Origin of the sequence: Allobosea sp. CRIB-10, from assembly GCF_900112185.1 — a bacterium.
Taxonomy (GTDB): Bacteria; Pseudomonadota; Alphaproteobacteria; order Rhizobiales; family Beijerinckiaceae; genus Allobosea.
The window spans coordinates 102,843-123,140 of sequence record NZ_FOKP01000008.1 but is presented as its reverse complement, the minus strand read 5'-3'; the positions used below and the strand labels follow the sequence as shown (position 1 = coordinate 123,140).

Below are 20,298 nucleotides of genomic sequence, written 5' to 3'. Positions count from 1 at the left end.
TTCCTTCTCCCCTCGGGGGAGAAGGTGGCAGCGCGAAGCGCTGACGGATGAGGGCCGGGCCGCCTGTGAAACCTGAACCGAAGAAGCCGCGGCGCTGCCCTCATCCGGCGCTACGCGCCACCTTCTCCCCCGAGGGGAGAAGGGTTCGTCTGGCGCTGCGCCCTCCAAAGGGAGCGCCATCACGCGGCCTCCACGAATCTGTGCCGCTCGTAGAGGAATTTCAGCACCGCTTCGCGCGCGGCGATGTAGGTGCGGTCCGAGACCAGCTCGAGCCGCTTGCGCGGGCGCTCGAGCCGGACGTCGAGCACCTCGCCGATGCGGGCGGACGGGCCGTTGGTCATCATCACGATCCGGTCCGAGAGCAGCACGGCCTCGTCGACGTCATGGGTGATCATGATCATCGTGTTCCCGAGCGTGGCGTGGATCTGCATGATCGAATCCTGCAGATGGGCGCGGGTCAGCGCGTCGAGCGCGCCGAAGGGCTCGTCGAGCAGCAGGATCTTCGGCTCCATGGCGAGGCCGCGGGCGATGCCGACGCGCTGCTTCATGCCGCCGGAGATCTCGCTCGGGCGCTTGTCCTTGGCGTGGCCCATCTGGACGAGGTCGAGATTGTGCATGATCCAGTCATGCCGCTCGGTCTTGCTTTTGGTACGGCCGAAGACCTTGTTCACCGCAAGCGCGACATTGTCGTAGACCGAGAGCCAGGGCAGCAGCGAATGGTTCTGGAAGACCACGGCGCGCTCGGGACCGGGCGCATTGACCTCCTTGCCCTCAAGCAGCACGGCGCCCTCCGTCACCGGCGTCAGACCGGCGACGATGTTGAGCAAGGTCGACTTGCCGCAGCCGGAATGGCCGATGATCGAGACGTATTCGCCCTTGTCGATGACGAGGCTGACATCCTTCAGCACATTGGTCGTCGCTGAGCCGCGCTGGAAAGTCTTCTCGACATGGTCGATCTTGAGATAGGCGCTTGTCATGGTCGCGCTCCTCACTGCGCCGCGGTGCCGCGGGTGACGATCGCGCCGATGAAGGCGACGAGGCGGTCGAGCACGAAGCCGACCACGCCGATATAGACGAGCGCCACGATGATGTCGGACAGGCGCGAGGAGTTCCACGCATCCCAGATGAAGAAGCCGATGCCGACGCCGCCGGTCAGCATCTCCGCCGCGACGATGGCGAGCCAGGACAGGCCGACACCGATCCGAAGGCCGGTGAAGATGTAGGGCGCCGCCGAAGGCACCATGATCTTGAAGAAGAACTCGACCTGGTTCAGCCGCAGCACCTGCGCGACATTGCGATAGTCCTGCGGGATATTGCGGATGCCGACGGCGGTGTTGATGATCACCGGCCAGATCGCGGTGATGAAGATCACGAAGATCGCCGAGGGCTGGCTGTCGCGGAACGCCGCCAGCGAGAGCGGCAGCCAGGCGAGCGGCGGCACCGTGCGCAGCACCTGGAAGACCGGGTCGAGGCCCCGCATCGCCCAGACCGACTGGCCGACGAGCGCCCCCAGCAGGACACCGACGATGGCGGCGAGGCTGAAGCCGATGGCGACGCGCTGGAGCGAGACCAGGATGCGCCAGCCGAGGCCGATATCCTGCGAGCCGGCCCAGTAGAACGGCTCGGTGATCAGGTCCCTCGCTTCTTCCCAGATTTTGCTCGGCGGCGGCAGCGAGGATTGCGGGCCGGAGGCGGCGATCTGCCAGAACAGCAGGATGAGGGCGATCGTGACGAGCGGCGGCAGCACTGTGACCAGCACCGACTTCGCCAGCGGCGCGAGCGTCTCGCTCAGCGGCTTTCCCGTCGCCCGAGGCAACGCCACCACCGCGGCGGCGGCCGGCAAGGCGACGACCTTTGCGCCGGCGCCGGCGTCCTTCAAGGCAGGCTGACCCATTCCGTCTCTCCCATGATCGATCGGTGCGTTCATGCCGGCACCTCGACGCGGGCTTGCGCGCCGATGCGGCGAATTTCGGGGAGGCACGAACCGCAATTCGTGCCGGCTTTCAGCTTGCGGCCGATCTCCTCGACCGTGACGCTCGCGCCCTCGGCAAAGGCGGCTCTGATCGCATTCAGCCCAACGCCGAAGCAGGCGCAGACGGTCGGGCCCCGGTCGGCGGCGCCGTCGAGGCTGCGGCCGGACAGGAGCGCGAGACGCTGGTGTGGATCGACCTCACTGCTGGCGAAGGCGAGCTTGACCGCATCCCAGACTGGCGCGTCATGATCCGGCCCGAGGAAGAGGGCGGCGGCGAGCCGGCCGTCGCGGATCAGGGCGCAGCGATAGAGCCCGTTGTCGGCATCGACCATTTCGAGCAGCCCCTCGATGCCGAAGGCCGCGCGGGCGAGCTGCATGATCTCGGTAGCATCGGCCTGCGTCGCGAAGAGCCGGCCCCGCCCGCCCTCGACCGCGACCTGCGTCCACCAGCTCCCCTTGGGCAGCACCAAGTCTTCGGCGCCGAGGAGGAAGCCGCGCGAGCGGAAGAAGACCGGTGCGATGGCGGCCGGGGTCGCCTTTAGTTCGGGCTGGCCGGAGAATGGATCGACAAGAGGCTGGACAGCGGCCCCGACACGGGCGCCGGAGGCGTTCTCCGCTGACCAGTGGATCGGAGCAAAGAGGGAGCCCGGCTGCGCACCCGGATCGAGTGCGACCTTCAGGATGACAGCGCCATGGGTTGTGGCGATCCGGGCGAAGCCCTTCTCGGCAAGGCCGAAGCGCGCCGCATCGTCCGGATGCACCAGCACGGTCGGCTCGGCGATATGGCCGGAGAGCCGGGCGCTGAGGCCGGTGCGGGTCAGCGTGTGCCAGTGATCGCGGACCCGGCCGGTATTGAGCAGCAGCGGGAAGGCTTCGCTGGTCGCGGCTGCGAGCGCCGGCACAGCGAGCGGCTGCAGCTTCGCCTTGCTGTCGGCGGCGAAGAAGCCGCCTTCGGCGAAAAGCCGCGCGGTTCCCTCTGGCTTGCCGACCGGGACCGGCCATTGCACCGGCGCGAGCTCGTCATACGCCCAGCGCGTCAGCTCGGCATGGGCGCCGATGTCGAAATCGCGGCTGCCTTCGTTCTCGAGGGCCGAGAGTGCCGCGTGCTCGGCATAGATCTCATGCGGGCCGGCATAGTCGAACGCCTCTTCGAAGCCGAGGCGTTCGGCAACCTCGCAGATGATCCACCAATCCGGCTTCACCTCGCCCGGCAGGGCCAGGAAGCCGCGCTGGCGCGAGATGCGGCGCTCGGAATTGGTGACGGTGCCGTCCTTCTCGCCCCAGGCGGCGGCCGGCAGGATGTAATGCGGGCCGGCGGCGAGCGTGTCGTTGGAGATCACGTTCTCGGAAACGATGAAGAGATCGAGCCCGCGCAGCGACGCCTGGACCGCATCGGCACGCGGCAGCGAGACGGCCGGGTTAGTCGCCATCACCCACATCGCCTTAATGCGGCCGTCCGCGACTGCGTCCATCATGGCGACGGCCTTGAGGCCTTCGGCCTGAGCCATGCGCGGCGCGCGCCAGAAGCGGCGGACCCGGTCGATCTCGGCGGACGAATACCCCATATGGGCGGCGAGCATGTTGGCGAGTCCGCCGACCTCGCGCCCTCCCATGGCGTTGGGCTGGCCGGTCAGCGAGAAGGGGCCGCAGCCGGGCCGCCCGATCCGGCCAGTAGCGAGATGGCAATGCAGGATCGCCGCGACCTTGTCGGTGCCCTGCGCCGACTGGTTGACGCCCTGACTCCAGGCGGTGACGACGGCAGGCGTCCCAGCCCAGAGTGCGTAGAAGCTGGCGATGTCGGTCTCGGACAGGCCGGTCAGGCTTGCGACGGCGGCGAGGTCCGGCGCGATCTCGCGGACATTGGCGAGCGCGGCATCGAAACCGGTGACATGACGCTCGATATAGCCAAGGTCGAGCAAACCAGTATCGGCGAGATGGACGAGCAGGCCGGCGAAGAGCGCGCTGTCTGAGCCCGGCTTCAGCGGCAGGACGAGGTCGGCATCCTCGGCAGTCGCGGTGACGCGCGGATCGATCACGACGACCTTTGCGCCGCGCCCGGCCCGGTTCTGCTGGATGCGGCGGAACAGGATCGGGTGGCACCAGGCGGTGTTGGAGCCGACCAGCACGATCAGGTCGGCGCTGTCGAGGTCCTCATAGCAGCCGGGCACGGTATCCGAGCCAAGGACGCGGCGCTGGCCAGCGACGGTCGAGGCCATGCAGAGCCGCGAATTGGTGTCGACATGCGGCGAGCCGATGAAGCCCTTCATCAGCTTGTTGGCGACGTAATAATCCTCGGTCAGGAGCTGGCCGGAGAGGTAGAAGGCGACTGCCTCGGGACCATCGCGTTCGATGATCGCCTTCAGCCCGGCGGCGACCCCGTCCAGCGCCTCGTCCCACGATACGCGGTCATAGGCGCCGCGCGCATTGCGCTTCAGCGGATGCAGCACACGGGTGCGCAGGCCGAGCGTCTCGCCGAGTGCCGAGCCCTTGGAGCAGAGCCGGCCGCGATTGGCCGGGTGATCGGGATCACCGGCGATCGCCGCGCCGCCCTTGCCGTCCGGCGTCGCCAGCACGCCGCAGCCGACCCCGCAATAGGGGCAGGTCGTGCGTGTCGGAACCGGGCCGGCAAGCGGGGCGTCGTGGCGCATGGTCAGGCTGCCTTCCTGACGCAATAGGCTTCGCCGAAAGGCAGGTCGGCGCGGATCGGCGAGATCTCCTGCTGCGAGCGGATCAGGCCGAGGTAGAACAGCGCGCCGGTGGTGTCGCCGACGAGGACGCAGCCGGCGAGCTGGCCGTCGCGCAGCACGAATTTGCGATAGATCCCCATGGCCAGGTCGCGCAGCAGCAGGACCTCGTCACCCTCGCTCGGCTCGACCGAGCCGGCCGAGAAGACGCTGACGCCGCTGACCTTGAGATTGGTCGCCAGCAGCGAGCCGGTATAGCGCGCCGTCCCGCCGGCAAGGCGCGTTGCCAGCACGCGGGCCTGCTCATAGGCCGGCTCGACCAGGCCATAGACCAGGCCGCGATGCTCGGCGCATTCGCCGATGGCGAAGATCGAAGGGTCGCTGCTGGCGAGGCCGTCATCGACGTCGACGCCGCGATTGACGTCGAGCCCTGCCGCGACGGCGAGATCGACGCGCGGGCGCACGCCGATGGCGACGACGACGAGATCGGCTGGGATCGCGCTGCCGTCGGTCAGCTCTACAGTCTCGACCCGCTCCGTGCCGACGAAGCGCGCGGCCGTGCAGTTCAGGCGGATGTCGATGCCGCGGGCTGTGATCTCGGCGGCGAGCAGGCCGGCGCCCTCGCGATCGAGCTGGCGCTCCATCAACCGGTCGGCCAGATGCAGAACGGTGACCCTGGCGCCGATCCTCGCCAGTCCGTAGGCCGCTTCCAATCCGAGCAGGCCGCCGCCGATCACCACGACGCGCGCGCCGGTTACCGCGATCGTGCGGAACAGCGCGACATCGGCGACATCGCGGAAGGTGGCGACGCCCGGCAAGTCGAAGCCCGGCACCGGCGGCATCAGCGGCTTCGACCCGGTGGCGAGCACGAGCTTGCCGTAGGGCAGGGTGAGGCCATCGGCCAGCGTCACGCTCTTCGCAGCCCGGTCGATGCCGGTGACCGGTCTGCCGTAGAGCATCGAGACGCCGCGCGCCTGCCACCAGGCGGCGGGCTTGAGCTCGATCTCCGGCTCGCCGATCTCGCCGGCAAGCAAGGGCGAGAGCAGCACGCGGTTATAGGCGAGCCTGGGCTCGGCCCCGATCACCGCGATGGCATAGCGGCCGAGCGCGCGCTGGCTGAGCTCGTCGACCAGCCTGGTCGCCGCCATGCCCTTGCCGACGATGACCAGCGGCTCGGCCATGACGTCAGGCGACCCGCTTGATCTTGAGGCTCTTGAGATAGTCGAGCGGCGCCGCCGGATCGAATGTCACGCCGTCGAAGAAGGTCTCGACGCCGCGCGAGTCGCCCTTGGGGGTGTCGGTGACGCCGAGCGCCTTGGCTGCCTCGAGCCAGAGGTCGGAGCGGTTGGTCTTGTCGACAAGCGCCTTGATGTCGGTGTTCGTCTCGAACTTGCCCCAGCGGATGTTCTCGGTGACGAACCAGGCATCAAGGCTCTTCCACGGATAGGAGGTCGAGCCGTTCTCACCCCAGAACTTCATCAGCAGGTTGGTGTTCTTGGCGATCTTGCCGCGCCCGTAATTGATGTCGCCCTTGATGCGGCCGATGATGTCGGGAACCGGGACGTTGAACCATTGCCGGCGGCCGATGATTTCGGCCATCTCCTGCTTGTTCTCCATCTTCTCGCACCAGATCTGCGCCTCCATGGTCGCCATCATGATCGCCATGGCGGCCTTGGGGTTCTGGTCGACGACATCGGCGCGCATGCCGAGCACCTTCTCGGGATGCCTGAACCAGATTTCGCCGGTGGTGGCGGCGGTGAAGCCGATGTTCTGGTTGACGAGCTGCTCGTTCCACGGCTCGCCGACGCAGAAGCAGTCCATCGTGCCGACCTTCATGTTCGCCACCATCTGGGCCGGTGGCACGACGATGGTCGCAAGGTCGCTGTCGGGATCGATGCCGCCGGCGGCGAGCCAGTAGCGGATCCAGAGGTCATGCGTGCCGCCGGGGAAGGTCATCGCCGCCTTCACCTCCTTGCCGGCCGCCTTCTTCCTGGCGAAGGCATCCTTCAGCGCGGAGGAATCGGTGCCGACCGGCAGGTCCTTGTATTCATTGGAGACGGAGAGGCCCTGACAGTCCTCGTTGAGCCGCAGCAGCGTGTACATCGGCAGCGGCTGGCTGTTCTGCATCACCTTGCCGGTGCCATAGAGATACGGCTTCGGCGAAAGAATGTGGCCGCCGTCGATGCCGTTGTTCTTGAACCCGAGCGCCATGTTGTCGCGCGTCGCGCCCCAGGAGGCCTGCTTGGCGATGTCCATGTCGGGCAGGCCGTATTTGGCGTAGAGGCCCTTCTCCTTGGCGATGATCAGCGGTGCCGCATCGGTCAGGGCGATGTAGCCGAGCCGAGTGCCCTTGATCTCGGGACCGGTGCCCTGCGCGAAGGCTCCGTTCGGGAGCGCGAGCTTGGCTGCGGCGGCCACCGCCGCCGCGCCAGTCAGATTCAGGAAATCGCGGCGGCTCGGCTTAACCGGAAGGACCAGGGCCCTGCTCTGAACGGTCTTCGTCATCGATCCCTCTCGTAAGCGGCGAAGTTGGGGTGTCCGCGAAAACGAAAACGCCGCGCGAAAGTGCCCTGCCGGGCTCCTTCGACAGCGGCGTTGCTGTGCGTTCCGATTTCGAACTTGCTCGCGGGCAGCGTTGGCCGCGGTCGAGATGATCTTTACAAAGACCGTGCCAACTCGCTGGCGGGAAGCAAGTTTTTGAATTGTCTCAATTTTCAATGATGGCCCGGAGCGGCTTGCATCCGAGTAAAGCTTTTGTGCGTCGCACAATTCAGCCGCATCTGCATAATTTTTAGGCTCGCCTAGAATTTCACCTTTGCTCGACGTCTGCAGCGACCGGCCTGAAAACCGCTCGCGCCCGCTCGCTCAGTTCCGGCGTGATCACCACCTGCCCGGCCCGGGACATCGCCGCGAGCAGGGCATCGGCATGAGCCGGATCGGGGCGGATCGCGGCGGGGTCGAAGCGGATATAGGACCGCACCTGCCGGGGGGGGCGGCCGCCGCCCTGGATGATCTCGCCGCGCAGGATCGCCTCGATCAGGGCAGAGGGAGCGGCCAGGCGATCGGGCGCCGCGAGCAACCGGGCCAAGGCTGGCCAATTGCGTTCATCCGAAGCCCAATGGCTCGCGTCGATGAGGGCGGCGTTCAGGCGCGTAACCGCCTCGCCGCGACGCCCGATATCGTCGGCACGCCAGGCCAGTACCTTCTCCGGGCAATTTGGCATGAGATCGACGCCGCAATGCAGGATCGCGCCGATCCCGGCCTCGACCGCCAGGGTGTTCCAGGGCGCGCCGGCGCAGAAACCGTCGATCTCACCGCTGGCCAGCGCCTCGACCGTGCGGACCGGCGGCACGATCGCGAGCCGGATATCGTCGCCGAGGCGGATGCCGGCGCGCGCCATCCAGTCGTTCAGCAGATAGGTGTGGCAGGAAAAGCCGAAGACCGCGGCGAAGGCGAGCGGCGGCAGGCCGGAAGCCTTGCGGGTGGCGACGAGTGCTGCGAGCGCCTGCGCTGACACCGACGGGTCGGCCAGATCACCTCGTGCGAGGCGTGCCAATTCCTCGAAGCGCCGCAGCGACAGGGTCAGCGCATTGCCGTTCAGGTTCAGCATCAGCGGTGCCGCCATCGGCGCGGTCACACCGCCGATCCCCAGCGTCGAGGCGACCGCCGCGGGCGCCAGCATATGCGCTGCGTCGAGGAGCCGGACGTGCAGGCGGTCGCGCAGATTCGACCACGACACCTCGCGCACGAGTTCCAGCGAAAGCCCGTGCGCCTGCGCGATGCCGCTATCGGCGGCAGCGACCAGCAATGCCGCATCGACCAGGGGCATGAAGCCGACCCGAAGGTGCAGCGTGGTCATTTGAGCATCTCCGCGGCGGTGATGAGGGAGCGGGCGATGTCGACGAGCTTGCGCTTCTCGTTCATCGCGGTGCGGCGCATCAGCGCGTAGGCGTCCTCTTCCGAGAGGCCCTTCAAGCGCATGACGATGGCCTTGGCGCGGTCGATCGTCTTGCGGTCCTCGAGTTGGGAACGGGCTTCGTCGAGCTCTTCGCGCAGCTTGCGGAAGGCATTGAAGCGGCTGATGCAGGTCTGCAGGATCGGCCGCATCCGCTCCTTCTTCAGCCCGTCGACGATATAGGCGGAGACGCCGGCCTCGACCGCCGCCTCGATCGAGGCGGAGTCCGACTGGTCGACGAACATCGTGATCGGCCGGCGGACATGCCGGCTGACGAGGAACATGTCGGCGAGCGCGTCGCGGCTCGGGTCCTCGAGATCGATGACCACGACATCGGGATCATGGGCTTCGATGGCGGCGACCAGGCCGGTGGTGGCGGAGAGGCGGATGAGCTGGTCATAGCCCGCTTCGCGCAGGCCTTCCTCGATGATCGCGGCCCGAACCTGGTTCGCGTCGACGATCAGGATCCGCAGATTTGGCATCATGCCTTTCAGTCGTTCCCGTGGAAGCCCAGGAACCGGCCAATCAGGAATCGTGCCATTGCGGCTTGGTCGTTTCCGGGGGCTTCGGCGAGCGATCACACAGAGAGCCGGCGGCACAGGCCCTGACGATTGGAACGTGCTTGCGTCCTTCGCCGCCCTTCAGACCTTTGCGTCGCGGGCCAGCCGCCAGAGCAGATAGGCTCCGCCCAGCAGGCCGGTCGTCAATCCGATCGGCAGGTTGAGCCCCGACGGAAAGCGCTGGCTGACCAGATCGGCCGCCAGCAGCAGCACGGCGCCCATCGCAGCACCGGACAACAGCGGCACGTCGGGCGAGCGGCAGAGGCGCCGCGCCAGTTGCGGACCGGCGAGGGCGATGAAGGCGATCGGGCCTGTCGCGGCGGTGGCCAGCGCGGTCAGCCCGACGGCGGTCATCACCATGGCGAGCCGCGTGCGCTCGACGGGAATCCCGAGTTGGCTGGCGGCGTCGTCGCCCATTTCGAGAAGGGCAAGACGGCGAGCGTAGAGCAGCGCGACCGGAATGATCAGCGCAAGGCCCAGCGCCGCCGGCACGGCATGCGACCAGCTGCGTGCCGTCAGTGAGCCCGCAAGCCAGATCTGGGCGGAGATCGACCGGTCGAGATCGCTCGCCACCAGCAGCATCGTGTTGACGCCCGTCAGCGTCGCGCCGACGCCGATGCCCATCAGCACCAGCCGATAGCCGCCAATGACCCGCCCTTTCAGGGCCAGCAGGAAGACGAGCGCCGCCGTCGCCATGCAGGACAGCGCCGCGGCCAGCGAGACCGCGAGCGGTTCGGCGCCGAACAGGATGATCTGCACGATCGCGCCGGTCGCGGCACCGGTCGTGAAGCCGATCATGTCGGGCGAGCCGAGCGCATTGCGCGAGATCGACTGGAAGATCGCGCCGGCCATGCCGAGCGCCGCGCCTACGCAGGCGGCGGTGACAACCCGTGGCAGCCGCAAGCCCCAGACGACGCGTTCTGCCATCGGGTTCTCGGAGCGGCCGAGCAAGGCGGCGACGACCTCGGCCGAACTGAAGGCGAGCGTGCCCGTGCCCAAAAGGACGATGGCGAGCGCAAAGCCGATTGCGATGAGCCCCGCGCAGGTGATCGCCGTGCGCGGCCGCCAGCGCAGCGAGAGCTTGCCGAGCCTGATGGTCGCGTGAGCCCTCATGCCCGGCTCACCCGGAAACGGCGTACGGCGACAATGAAGAATGGACCCCCCAGCAGGGCGACGACGATACCCGCGGCGATCTCGGAGGGGGCTGCGACCACGCGCCCGAGAACGTCGGCGCCGAGCAGGAGAAGCGCGGCGAAGAGCGCCGAGGAAGGCAGGATCCAGCGATGGTCCGGCCCGACGACGGCACGCGCCAGATGCGGCGCCATCAGGCCGACGAAGCCGATCGGCCCGGCGGCGGCGGTGGCGGCTCCGGCCAGAAGCATCACTGCCAGGCAGGCGAGGAGCCAGATCGTGCGCGGGGCGGCGCCGAGCGCCTGGCCGAGCTCTTGGCCCAGCACCAGGGCGTTGAGGCCGCCGACGATCGAGAGGGCGATGGCAAAGCCCGCGATGGTGCAGCTCGCCAGCACCGCGACGGCCTCGATGCTCGCTCCCTCGACGGAGCCGGCGGCCCAGTGGCGAAAATCGTCGAAGGCGGTCGGCGGCGCGTTGAGGATGACGATGCCGGTGATCGCGATCAGCACGATCGAAAGCCCAGCGCCGGCGAGCACGAGACGGACGGGATTGGTGCCGGTCTCATGCGCCCGTCCGAGCAGGAAGACGGCGGCGCCGGCGAGCCCGGAGCCGAGGCTGGCGAACCAGACATAGTGAGCGGGCCGCGTCAGCCCGAGTAGCGTGACGGCGAGTACCACGGCGACCGCCGCGCCGGCATTGATGCCGAGCAGGCCGGGCTCGGCCAGGGGATTGCGCGTGACCGCCTGCATGATCGCGCCGGCGAGGCCGAGCGCCACACCGGCCAAGACCGCGGTGATCAAACGCGGGACCCGCAGCTCCCAGACGATCAGATGGAGATCGTTGCCGGGATCATGGCTCTGCAATGCCGCGACGACGGTCCCTGCAGGGATCGATCGGGAACCGACCGCCAGGCTGACGAGCGCCAGCAGCGCCAGCGCCAGGATACCGATGGCGAGCCACCATCGGCGCCGCTGCCGCCTCATGGCTTGGCGAAGCTCGCGCGCACCTGTTCGAGGATCTGGCGCCCGGAATAGGGATCGATGCGGAAGGAGGTCAGCCCAAGCGGATAGACCCGCTTGCCGGCGACGGCCGGATGATTGGCGAGAACCGGCTCGGCCAGCAACGCCTCGACGTCCTTCTGTGTGGCGCGCAGGAGGAAGACGATGTCGGCTGCGATCGCGGCCGAAAGGTTCTCGCGCGAGAAGAACTCGAAATCGGAGGGGCGCGCCGAATTGGGCTTCAGCTCCGGCGGCAGACCGACGATCTCGAAACCCAGCCCGGACATGAGCTTGGCGACAGGGCTGGAAGTCCGCGCCACCGAATAGCTGCCGGCGATTTTGTAGCCGACGATGCTGGCCTTGCTGCCTTTCGCGGCGATCACGCGCGCTGCGGCGGCGAGATCGGCGTCGAAGCGGCTTATCGCGGCGGCCGCTTCGCTCTCGAGGCCGGTCGCCCTGCCGAGCTCGCTCGCCAGCTCTTGCCAGCTCCTGCTCGAATAATCGACCACCAGGGTCGGGACGCCCAGCGCCTCCAGCTCGGCCCGGTGCGGGAGGATGCTGTCGGCGCCGGTGGTCGAGGCGATCACCAGATCCGGCTTCCAGCCGAGCACCGCCTCGATGTCGAATTTCAGATTGGGATAGAGCACCTTGACGCCGCGCCTGTCGGCATCGCCAGCCCATTGCGAGAAGAAGCCCTTGGCGTCGGTGAGCGGGCTCGGCGTCGTCGCCGTGCTTGCGAGCAGGGGCGCCTCCATCGCCAGCAGGATGCCGGTGACGCTCGGTGTGGTCGAGACGATGCGCTGCGGCTTGCTGGCCAGCGTCAACTCGCCGGCGGCGTGCCGGATGGTGCGCGGCCAGCCGGCGTCCTGGCCATAGGCCCCCTGGCTGTTCCAACCCAAGGCGGCTGCGACAGCGATGATCGCGATGAAGAGCTTGATGAAGGGCATCGTCGATTTGTCTGGCCGGTGTGTCCTGCGGGTCAGAAGCCGAGCTCCGACCACGACTGCGCGTGTCGGTACACGCATGTCATTCCTCATGACGGATCGTATCCCGCCATGCAATATGGACGCGGCATACGAAGTCAGTTATCGAACGTAAAACGGCTGACGGTGACTGCTTTGCCACAACAAGAGCAGGAAAGTATGGCGTCGAAAGGCTACAAGTCCGACGACGTCAATCGTAGATTGGAAGAATTGAAAAGTACTATGCCGCCCGTTTCTCGCCTCCGCGCTGACGGCGTCACGCTCCGCTATGAGGCGCGTACGATCTCGACCGGCCTCTCGCTGGCGATCGCCGACGGTTCCTTCACCGTGATCGTCGGCCCCAATGCCTGCGGCAAGTCGACCTTGCTGCGCGCCTTGTCGCACTTGCTCACGCCCGCCGCCGGCCAGGTCATACTCGACGGACGGCAGATCGGTGCGTTCCCGGCCAAGGAGGTCGCCAGGCGGCTCGGCCTACTGCCGCAGACCGCGATCGCTCCCGACGGCATCACCGTCGCCGACCTCGTCGCCCGCGGCCGCTATCCACACCAATCCTTCCTGCGGCAATGGTCGAAGGCCGATGAGGCCGCCGTCGCCTCGGCCATGGACGCGACGCGCGTCGATGGGCTGGCGGCACGCCCGGTCGACGAGCTTTCCGGCGGACAGCGCCAGCGGGTCTGGATCGCGATGGTGCTGGCGCAGGAGACGCCGATCCTGCTGCTCGACGAGCCGACGACCTTTCTCGACATCGCCCACCAGATCGAGCTGCTCGACCTGCTCGGCGAGCTCAACGCGCAGGGCCGCACCGTCGTCGCGGTGCTGCACGATCTCAATCAGGCCTGCCGCTACGCCACCCATCTCGTGGCGATGAAGGACGGGGCGATCATCGCCGAAGGCAGCCCGGCCGGCATCGTCACGGCCGAGCTGGTCGAGGAGGTCTTCGGCCTGTCTTGCATCGTCATTCCAGATCCGGTCGCAGGGACGCCGCTCATCGTGCCGAAGGGGCGGAGCCATGGCTGAGGCCAGTCAGCTTCACATCGGGCTGAGCCTCACGCCGACCTGGCTGAAGGGGCAGCGAACCGACGATCAGGCCCAGCCCGCCCGCGATCCTGTCGCGTTCAATTTGGAGCTGACCCGGATGGCCGAGCGGGCGAAGCTCGATTTCGTCTTCAAGCCCGACTACCTCATGCTGCATCCGGCCATGGCGGGCGGCGGGTTCGTCGGCATCGACCCGACGCTCCTGATGACCGCGATCGCCCGCGAGACCGACAGAATCGGGCTCGTCACCACCGTCTCGACCAGCTTCAATCCGCCCTATGTCGTCGCCCGCCAGATCCAGTCGCTGCACTGGATCAGCCGCGGGCGCGCCGGGCTGAACATCGTCACCTCGATCGAGGGCGCGGAGAATTTCGGCGATGCACCGATGCCGCCGCCGGAAGTCCGCTACCGCAAGGCGGCCGAATTCATCGATGTCATGCGCCGGCTCTGGCGGAGCTATCCACACGTGGCGCTGACGGGCGCAGCACCGAGCGCGGCGATCGACCATCGCGGCGAATTCTTCAGCGTGAAAGGGCCGCTCAACGTGCCCGGCCACGCCGCCGGGCCGCCGCCGCTGTTCCAGGCCGGCGCCTCCGATATCGGGCGCGACTTCGCCGCCTCGATCGCCGACGCCACCTTCGCCGCCACGCCCGATCGCGAGGCTGGCATCGATCTGCGTGGCGATCTGCGCCGCCGGGCGCAGGAGCATGGCCGCAGCCCGGATTCGGTGCGTGTACTGCCGGGGCTCCACTTCTTCCTCGCCGAGACGCGCGAAGAGGCCTGGGCGCTGCATGCGCGGGCACATGCCCATATCACCTCGGAGCAGCGGCGCAACGCGGTGAAATCGGTCCTTGGGCTCGACCTCGGCGATCTGCCGGCCGAAGCGCAGGTGACGCCGCAGATGCTGCCGCCGGCGGATGCGCCGGTGCGCAGCCGCACCCATGCCGAGTTGCTGCGACGCTTCATCCTGGCGAATCGTCCGACGGTGGAGCAGGTGCTGGCCCGGCCCGAGATCGTCGGCTCGGCCCATTGGGTCTGCGTCGGAACTGTCGACGAGGTCCTGGCCGAGATCGTCGACTGGTTCGAGGCGGGCGCGATCGACGGCGTCATCGCGATACCCGGGGGCTCCGCGCAATCGCTGCAGCTGTTTCTGGACGAGCTGGTGCCGAAACTGGCAAGGCGTGGCCTGTTCCGCCGCGACTATGAAGGCGCGACGTTGCGCGAGCATCTGCGTCTCGCCGAGGAGAAATGAGCTGGCTAACCGCCCGATTCCCGAGTCGCCGCCTGCGCCGCCGCGAACAGCGCGGCACGATGGCCCTGGGCCTCGGCCGTCTTGACGAAGGAGACGGTGGTGACGACGCAGGCGATCTCGCCCAGCGCGTTGAACACCGGTGCGGCCTTGCCGGTCAGCAGCGAGAACAGATGCTCGTTCAGTTCCGCGCCGCCGTCGCGCCTGATGGCGTCGAGCATCTCGGCCGGCGGGCGACTGCCACCGCGAAAGGAAGCCGGCTGCTCCTTGCGGGCGGCGGCGATGGCGTCCTTCGGCAGATAGCTCTGGAAGACGAAGCCGCAGGCGGTGTTGTCGACCGGCAGGACATCGCCCAGCGTCACCGTGCTGATTGCGAAATCCGTGCTGCGATACCAGCGCACGATGGTCGGGCCGCGCTCCGTCCAGATCGCGACGCCGCAACTCGCGGCGATGCGCGAGGCCAGCGCCTTCATCGCGCGCGCCGCCACCTCGACGGCGTCGATCCGCCTGATGGCGCGAACCCCGATGCTCAGCGCCGCCGGGCCGAGATCGTAATGGCCGGTGACGTCGTCCTGCGCCGCCAGCCCCTCCCGGACCAGGCTCTGCATGTAGCGATGCGCGGTGGACGAGCCGGTGCGCGCCCGCCGGGCGATCTCGCCCAGGACCAGAGGTCCGTCCGCCTTGGCCAGGATGTCGAGGAAGCGGGCGGCGATCGAGACGGACTGGATCGTCGCGGAGCGTTTTGTGGTGTCGGGGCTCGTCATCATGCGAATCGCGGCGGAAGGGCGCGCCGGAAGCCGGCCTGCGCTTTGTGGCACCGGGAGCCGTACCGGGACAAGCAGCGCTCTCATTCGAGCACTTCCAAACGCCCGGCAGTGATCGGGCCCGATTACTGCGACCGGAAAAGCACAGCCTGGGGCAATACGGCGCGACTGGCCTGGCTCATGTTGACATGCGGAACGCATCCCGCACTGTAGGATCATCCAATGTGATCCTCGCAAGCCACGGCCCTGTCCCCAGCCAGCGAGATTCGGGTGGTGGGGAACATCATGTCGTCCAAGCTTGTCCTGATGCGCGGCGTCAGCCTCGCATCGCTCGTCGCGGTCGCTGCAGCAGTGCCGGCTTTCGCGCAAAGCAATCCGTCTGCATCCGCGGGAACGATCGAGCTCGACGCGATCACGGTCACCGGCGAGAAGGTCGAACGCGACCTGAAGAACACGGCCACGTCGGTCTCGGTCAAAACCGACAAGGACATCGCCCGCGAGAACACCGGCAACGCGACCGTGTCCGAAATCCTCGTCGGCACGCCCAACGTGACCTACACCGACACGGTCAGCGCTCCGATCATCCGCGGCCAGGACACGCAAGGTCCGCTCACCGGCCAGAACTCGTTCTGGGGTGGCACGGTGCCGCGCGCGACGATCAACGTCGACGGTCACTATCTCAGCTACAATGAGTTCTATTTCGGCGCGGTCTCGCCCTGGGACGTGAAGAGCATCGAGGTCTTCCGCGGGCCGCAGACGACTTCGCAAGGAGCGAACGCCATCGCCGGCGCGATCATCGTCAATACCAAGGACCCGACCTTCACGCCGGAAGCAGGCTTCCTCGCGGAATACGGCAGCTATGCGACCCGGCGCACGGCGCTGATGCTGTCCGGCCCGATCATCAAGGAGCAGCTCGCCGGGCGGATCACGCTCGACTATTCCGGCCGCGACACCTTCATCGACTACATCAGCCCGAACTTCCAGCGGCGCTATGCCGACCAGGATTTCCGGAACCTGAACCTGCGCGCCAAGCTGCTCTGGCGCCCGACCGAGCTGCCCGGCTTCGAGGCGAAGCTGACCTATTCGCGCAATGAGAGCAATCGGCCGAGCCAGGAGGCGGCCTCGTTCCCGTTCAGCCGGCTGAAGCACGTCACCACGACGATGCCGAGCTTCAAGCAGATCAGCAACACCGGCATCCTCGACCTCAGCTACGATTTCGGCAACCGCTTCAAGCTGTTCAACCAGACCCAATACACCGACCTCTCGGTGAGCCGGAAGACGGGCCTGCTCGGCAATGGCGACGCCCATATCGACCAGACCAACATCTCGAACGAGCTACGTCTGACCTATGGCGAGCAGAGCGACGTCCTCAGCGGCGTCGCCGGCGTCTATTACGCCCACACCAAGACCGACGAGATCCTCTATCTCAGCGGCCAATCCACCTTCGACGACACCAAGCGCAATCTCGGCGTCTTCGGCGAGGTCAGCTATCGCCTGACCGATCGCTGGACCCTCAACGGCTCGCTGCGCTTCCAGCAGGACCAGATCGAGCGCGAGGGCAGGACCGTCTTCGCGCGGCAGGGCGTCGATTTCGACAAGACCTTCCAGGCAGTGCTGCCGAAGGCCTCGATCGCCTATGCGGTGACGCCGGACTGGACCGTCGGCGCGCTGGTCAATCGCGGCTACAATCCCGGCGGCGTCTCGCTCAACCTCACCGCCGGCCGCTGGCAGCCGTTCAAGGAGGAGACGCTGTGGAACTATGAGCTGTTCACCCGCGCCAGCCTCCTGAACAACCGGCTGAACGTCAGCGGCAACCTGTTCTACACCGACTTCGAAAACGCCCAGTATTTCATCCCGGTCGTACTGACGACGGGCGTCGTCCAGTCCTATGCGATCAACGCCGAGAAGGCGCACGCCTACGGGCTCGAGGTCAACGCCGACTACCGCCTGCTCGACAATCTGACGCTCAAGGCCGGCGCCGGCCTGCTGCGCACCGAGATCGACAGGATCTCAGCCAATGCCGGCTACAAGGGCAACGAGTTCGCCAAGTCGCCGGGCTACATGCTGAGCTTCGGCGTGAGCTGGGACGTCACCAGCAAGCTCAACCTCACCGCCCAGCTTCGGCACACCGACGGCTATTATTCCGACGTCGCCAATACGCGCCTCTATCTGATCAAGCCGTATACGATCGCCGACATGCGGGCGAGCTATCAGATCACCGACAACCTGCAGGTCTATGGCTACGTCAAGAACATCTTCGACGAGCGCAAGCCGACCTATATGCAACAGAACCGCGGCATCGGCGGCACCGAGGCGAGCATGACCGAGCCGCGCATGTTCGGCGCCGGCCTCAAGGGCACGTTCTGAGCAGGGGAGCGACAGAATCGGCGTGCGGGCGGGGCGTGCGCCCTGCCACCACGCCGCACCCGTTAATATCGTTGACGCACTGGAAGGCGTCACGCGCCTGAGACTTGGCAAGCGGGCAGGGCAGGCGGCGCCTCGGCGCCGGTCACTTGGTCAGGATCAGCTTCCCCTGACGCGTGATCTTGAGCCGGTAGAGCTCGCCATGATGCTCGATCCCGATTTCGGTCGCGCTGCCGAAGATGGCAGAGCTGGCGATCACCTTCACGATCCTGCCAGATCGGCTGGCGAAACGCTGGCCGTGATCACACCTCGGCATGGGGTTGGGCGATCGCAGGGGGGGTCGAGTGTCCATGGCGCTCTGGTCAAAACGGTGCCCCGAGAGGCCAGATTAACTTGCCATCGTTCAAAAAATATAGCAATTACAATAGTTTATACGTATAATCATTCAAAATTGCCAATACGGATGCCGTCGGTTCCTAAACGGCCGCTGCACGCATGACCGAGCAGTGCAAGCTGGGGTGCTGCGCTCGGGGCCGGCGCTTGAAAATCTCCGACACCACCCCAAATCGCACTCGAAGGGTGCCACCGGCTCATGCGCAATGGAGCTCGCCTTGGACCATGAGAAGCTGAAGCAATTTCGCAAGCAGTCGATCGAGAAGGCCCTTCGTGCCGGTCTTCCCGCGTATTTCATCGACGAATGCGCAGATGAGGGCGTGATCCGCGTGAAGCCCGACGGTGCGGCCGAACGGATCGTCGTCCTGCAGGGGCGGGCGCAGATCCAGCCGTTCGAATGCCGGGCCTGCTGACCGGCCGGGCGCTCCGCCTTGTCCTTCAGGACATGGACGGGTCGTCGGCCCGGCGGGTGATCAGGAACGCCGCCGCGCCGGCGCTCATCAGCGCCAGGCAGAACCAGGTCAGCGCATAGACCAGATGCGTGTTGCGGAAGCTGACTTGCGTCATCCCGCCCCGGGGCAGGGGGCCGGGTTCGGCAGCCGCATCCGCATCGACGAAATAGGGCGCGACCTGCCCCAATCCCTGCGCCTGCGCGATCGCGGCCACGTCGCGCGAATACCAGCGGCCGGCCCTGGGATCGTTGGCGCGCAGGAAACCGCCGCCGGGCTCGCTCGGCCGTAGCAGGCCGACGACCCTGGTTTCGTCGTTTGCGGTTTTTCTCCTGTCGCCCGGGGCACGCTTGCCCTCCGGCACGAAGCCGCGATTGACGAGGACGGTGAAGCCGGCATCGGCCCGGAACGGCGCCAGCACCCAGAAGCCGGCGCCCCGCTCGGTCACTGCCATCGTCAGCGTTTCCGGCGCCTCGATATAGCGCCCTTGTAGAACGACGCGACGATACTCGTCGGCAGTGCCGGTAATCGCATCCCATGTCGCGGGGCCCGGGGCAGGGACGGGCGGGGCCCGAAGACGAGCCTCGACACGGGCGATCAGGTCGAGCTTCCAGTTCAGCCGCTGGAGCTGCCAGATGCCGAGGCCGGCACAGACCAGTGCGACGACGCAAAAGCCGGCGATGAAGACGATCCGGGCGGCGCCGCCGCGCCGGCCAGCCGTGTCGGAGGACACGGGCTTGGCCTCACATCCGGTGCATGTCCGGCATCATGTTGGTGTTGAGGTGGTACATCACCCAGAGCGAGCCGGCGAGCGCGATCGCCACGATCAAGATCGTGAAAATCAGCGCCAGCATCGTCCAGCCACCCTCCGAGCGGCCGTTCATGTGCAGGAAATAGACCATGTGGACGACGATCTGCACGGCGGCGAAGAGCATGATCACGATCGCCGTCAGCGTCGAATTGCTCAGCACGTCGTTCATGACGAGCCAGAACGGGATCGCGGTCAGGACGACGGAAAGCAGGAAGCCGGTGACGTAGCCGCGCATGCTGCCATGCGCCGCGCCATGGGCATCGTGCCCGTCATGATGGGCGTCGTGGTGGCCGCCCTGCGCCTCTGCCTGGTTCTGGCTCATTTCAGCACGCCCATCAGATAGACGAAGGTGAAGACGCCGATCCAGACGACGTCGAGGAAGTGCCAGAACATGGAAAGGCACATCAGCCGGCGCCGGTTGGCTTCGATCAGCCCATGCTGCGAGACCTGCACCATCAGGACCGTGAGCCAGATCAGGCCGAAGGTGACGTGCAAGCCATGCGTGCCAACCAGGGTGAAGAACGACGACAGGAAGGCGCTGCGCATCGGCGTCGCGCCCTCATGAATCAGGTGCGCGAACTCGTAGAGCTCGATCCCGAGGAAGGCGAGACCGAACAGCGCGGTGACCACGAGCCAGCCCTGCATCGCCGCTTGGCGGCCCTTGTCCATCGCCAGCATGGCGAAGCCATAGGTGATCGAGGAGAACAACAGCATGGCGGTGTTGACCGCCACCAGCTTCAGGTCGAACAGATCGGCGCCGGAGGGGCCAGCGGCGTAATTACGCCCGAGCACGCCATAAGTCGCGAAGAGGACTGCGAAGACCAGGCAGTCGCTCATCAGATAGAGCCAGAAGCCGAGCATGGTCGAGCCGCCCGGATGCGCGTGCTCTTCCTCGGTGACGTAGAATGCCGGGGCGGTGCCTGCGGCCTTTGCTGTCGCTTGAGCCATCA

Annotated in this window: 19 protein-coding genes; 4 read left to right on the top strand and 15 right to left on the bottom strand. The window is 66.9% G+C overall.

Annotated features, from left to right (window positions below; all coding sequences use genetic code 11):
* Positions 1-179: 179 nt before the first annotated feature.
* From BMZ69_RS12825 to fepB, 10 genes are all read right to left on the bottom strand, one after another.
* Positions 180-977, bottom strand: a complete 798-nt coding sequence (locus BMZ69_RS12825) for an ABC transporter ATP-binding protein (protein ID WP_092157026.1) — start codon at positions 975-977, stop codon at positions 180-182.
* Positions 978-988: 11 nt separating this feature from the next.
* Positions 989-1,894 carry a nitrate ABC transporter permease gene (ntrB, locus tag BMZ69_RS12820; RefSeq protein WP_092157025.1) on the bottom strand — a complete coding sequence of 302 codons (906 nt, stop codon included), beginning with the start codon at positions 1,892-1,894 and terminating at the stop codon, positions 989-991.
* 29 nt (positions 1,895-1,923) lie between these two features.
* A complete protein-coding gene (locus BMZ69_RS12815) occupies positions 1,924-4,620 on the bottom strand; it encodes a nitrate reductase (protein WP_092157024.1) in 2,697 nt (898 codons plus the stop codon).
* A gap of 2 nt (positions 4,621-4,622) precedes the next feature.
* Positions 4,623-5,837: an NAD(P)/FAD-dependent oxidoreductase gene (locus tag BMZ69_RS12810; protein WP_092157023.1), complete on the bottom strand. Its 1,215-nt coding sequence runs from the start codon at positions 5,835-5,837 to the stop codon at positions 4,623-4,625.
* 4 nt (positions 5,838-5,841) lie between these two features.
* Positions 5,842-7,161, bottom strand: coding sequence for a CmpA/NrtA family ABC transporter substrate-binding protein (locus BMZ69_RS12805; protein WP_092157022.1), 1,320 nt, complete (start codon positions 7,159-7,161; stop codon positions 5,842-5,844).
* A 304-nt stretch (positions 7,162-7,465) separates the two neighbouring features.
* A complete protein-coding gene (locus BMZ69_RS12800) occupies positions 7,466-8,515 on the bottom strand; it encodes a CmpA/NrtA family ABC transporter substrate-binding protein (protein WP_092157021.1) in 1,050 nt (349 codons plus the stop codon).
* Positions 8,512-9,096: an ANTAR domain-containing response regulator gene (locus BMZ69_RS12795; protein ID WP_092157020.1), complete on the bottom strand. Its 585-nt coding sequence runs from the start codon at positions 9,094-9,096 to the stop codon at positions 8,512-8,514. Before BMZ69_RS12795 ends, BMZ69_RS12800 begins: the two co-directional genes overlap by 4 nt.
* 156 nt (positions 9,097-9,252) lie before the next feature.
* Complete coding sequence (locus BMZ69_RS12790; protein WP_092157019.1) at positions 9,253-10,284, bottom strand: FecCD family ABC transporter permease; 1,032 nt, start codon at positions 10,282-10,284, stop codon at positions 9,253-9,255.
* Positions 10,281-11,285 (bottom strand): FecCD family ABC transporter permease, encoded by a 1,005-nt coding sequence (locus BMZ69_RS12785; RefSeq protein WP_092157018.1) that lies wholly within the window; start codon positions 11,283-11,285, stop codon positions 10,281-10,283. The genes BMZ69_RS12790 and BMZ69_RS12785 overlap by 4 nt, the downstream gene beginning before the upstream one ends.
* Complete coding sequence (gene fepB, locus BMZ69_RS12780; protein ID WP_092157017.1) at positions 11,282-12,247, bottom strand: Fe2+-enterobactin ABC transporter substrate-binding protein; 966 nt, start codon at positions 12,245-12,247, stop codon at positions 11,282-11,284. The genes BMZ69_RS12785 and fepB overlap by 4 nt, the downstream gene beginning before the upstream one ends.
* A gap of 258 nt (positions 12,248-12,505) precedes the next feature.
* Between fepB and BMZ69_RS12775 the strand changes: the two genes are divergently transcribed.
* Positions 12,506-13,300 carry an ABC transporter ATP-binding protein gene (locus BMZ69_RS12775; RefSeq protein ID WP_092157016.1) on the top strand — a complete coding sequence of 265 codons (795 nt, stop codon included), beginning with the start codon at positions 12,506-12,508 and terminating at the stop codon, positions 13,298-13,300.
* Entirely contained in the window at positions 13,293-14,570 is a 1,278-nt protein-coding gene (locus tag BMZ69_RS12770) for an NtaA/DmoA family FMN-dependent monooxygenase (protein ID WP_092157015.1), read from the top strand. The genes BMZ69_RS12775 and BMZ69_RS12770 overlap by 8 nt, the downstream gene beginning before the upstream one ends.
* A 5-nt stretch (positions 14,571-14,575) precedes the next feature.
* On the opposite strand, the gene BMZ69_RS12765 is transcribed toward BMZ69_RS12770, so the two are convergent.
* Positions 14,576-15,331 (bottom strand): IclR family transcriptional regulator, encoded by a 756-nt coding sequence (locus BMZ69_RS12765; RefSeq protein ID WP_244543346.1) that lies wholly within the window; start codon positions 15,329-15,331, stop codon positions 14,576-14,578.
* 285 nt (positions 15,332-15,616) lie between these two features.
* Here BMZ69_RS12765 and BMZ69_RS12760 point away from each other — a divergent pair, with 285 nt between their 5' ends.
* A complete protein-coding gene (locus BMZ69_RS12760; RefSeq protein ID WP_092157013.1) occupies positions 15,617-17,698 on the top strand; it encodes a TonB-dependent receptor in 2,082 nt (693 codons plus the stop codon).
* A gap of 142 nt (positions 17,699-17,840) precedes the next feature.
* On the opposite strand, the gene BMZ69_RS12755 is transcribed toward BMZ69_RS12760, so the two are convergent.
* Positions 17,841-18,011: a hemin uptake protein HemP gene (locus BMZ69_RS12755; protein ID WP_244543345.1), complete on the bottom strand. Its 171-nt coding sequence runs from the start codon at positions 18,009-18,011 to the stop codon at positions 17,841-17,843.
* A gap of 295 nt (positions 18,012-18,306) precedes the next feature.
* Between BMZ69_RS12755 and BMZ69_RS12750 the strand changes: the two genes are divergently transcribed.
* Complete coding sequence (locus tag BMZ69_RS12750) at positions 18,307-18,501, top strand: hypothetical protein (RefSeq protein ID WP_139219044.1); 195 nt, start codon at positions 18,307-18,309, stop codon at positions 18,499-18,501.
* Positions 18,502-18,526: 25 nt separating this feature from the next.
* Here BMZ69_RS12750 and BMZ69_RS12745 read toward each other — a convergent pair whose 3' ends face one another.
* From BMZ69_RS12745 to cyoC, 3 genes are read right to left on the bottom strand one after another with little or no spacing between them, the layout of a single operon-like run.
* A complete protein-coding gene (locus BMZ69_RS12745) occupies positions 18,527-19,228 on the bottom strand; it encodes an SURF1 family protein (RefSeq protein WP_280142093.1) in 702 nt (233 codons plus the stop codon).
* 52 nt (positions 19,229-19,280) lie between these two features.
* On the bottom strand, positions 19,281-19,670 hold the full coding sequence (gene cyoD / locus BMZ69_RS12740; RefSeq protein ID WP_092157010.1) for a cytochrome o ubiquinol oxidase subunit IV: 390 nt from the start codon (positions 19,668-19,670) through the stop codon (positions 19,281-19,283).
* Complete coding sequence (gene cyoC, locus BMZ69_RS12735) at positions 19,667-20,296, bottom strand: cytochrome o ubiquinol oxidase subunit III (protein ID WP_092157144.1); 630 nt, start codon at positions 20,294-20,296, stop codon at positions 19,667-19,669. Before cyoC ends, cyoD begins: the two co-directional genes overlap by 4 nt.
* Positions 20,297-20,298 lie beyond the last annotated feature (2 nt).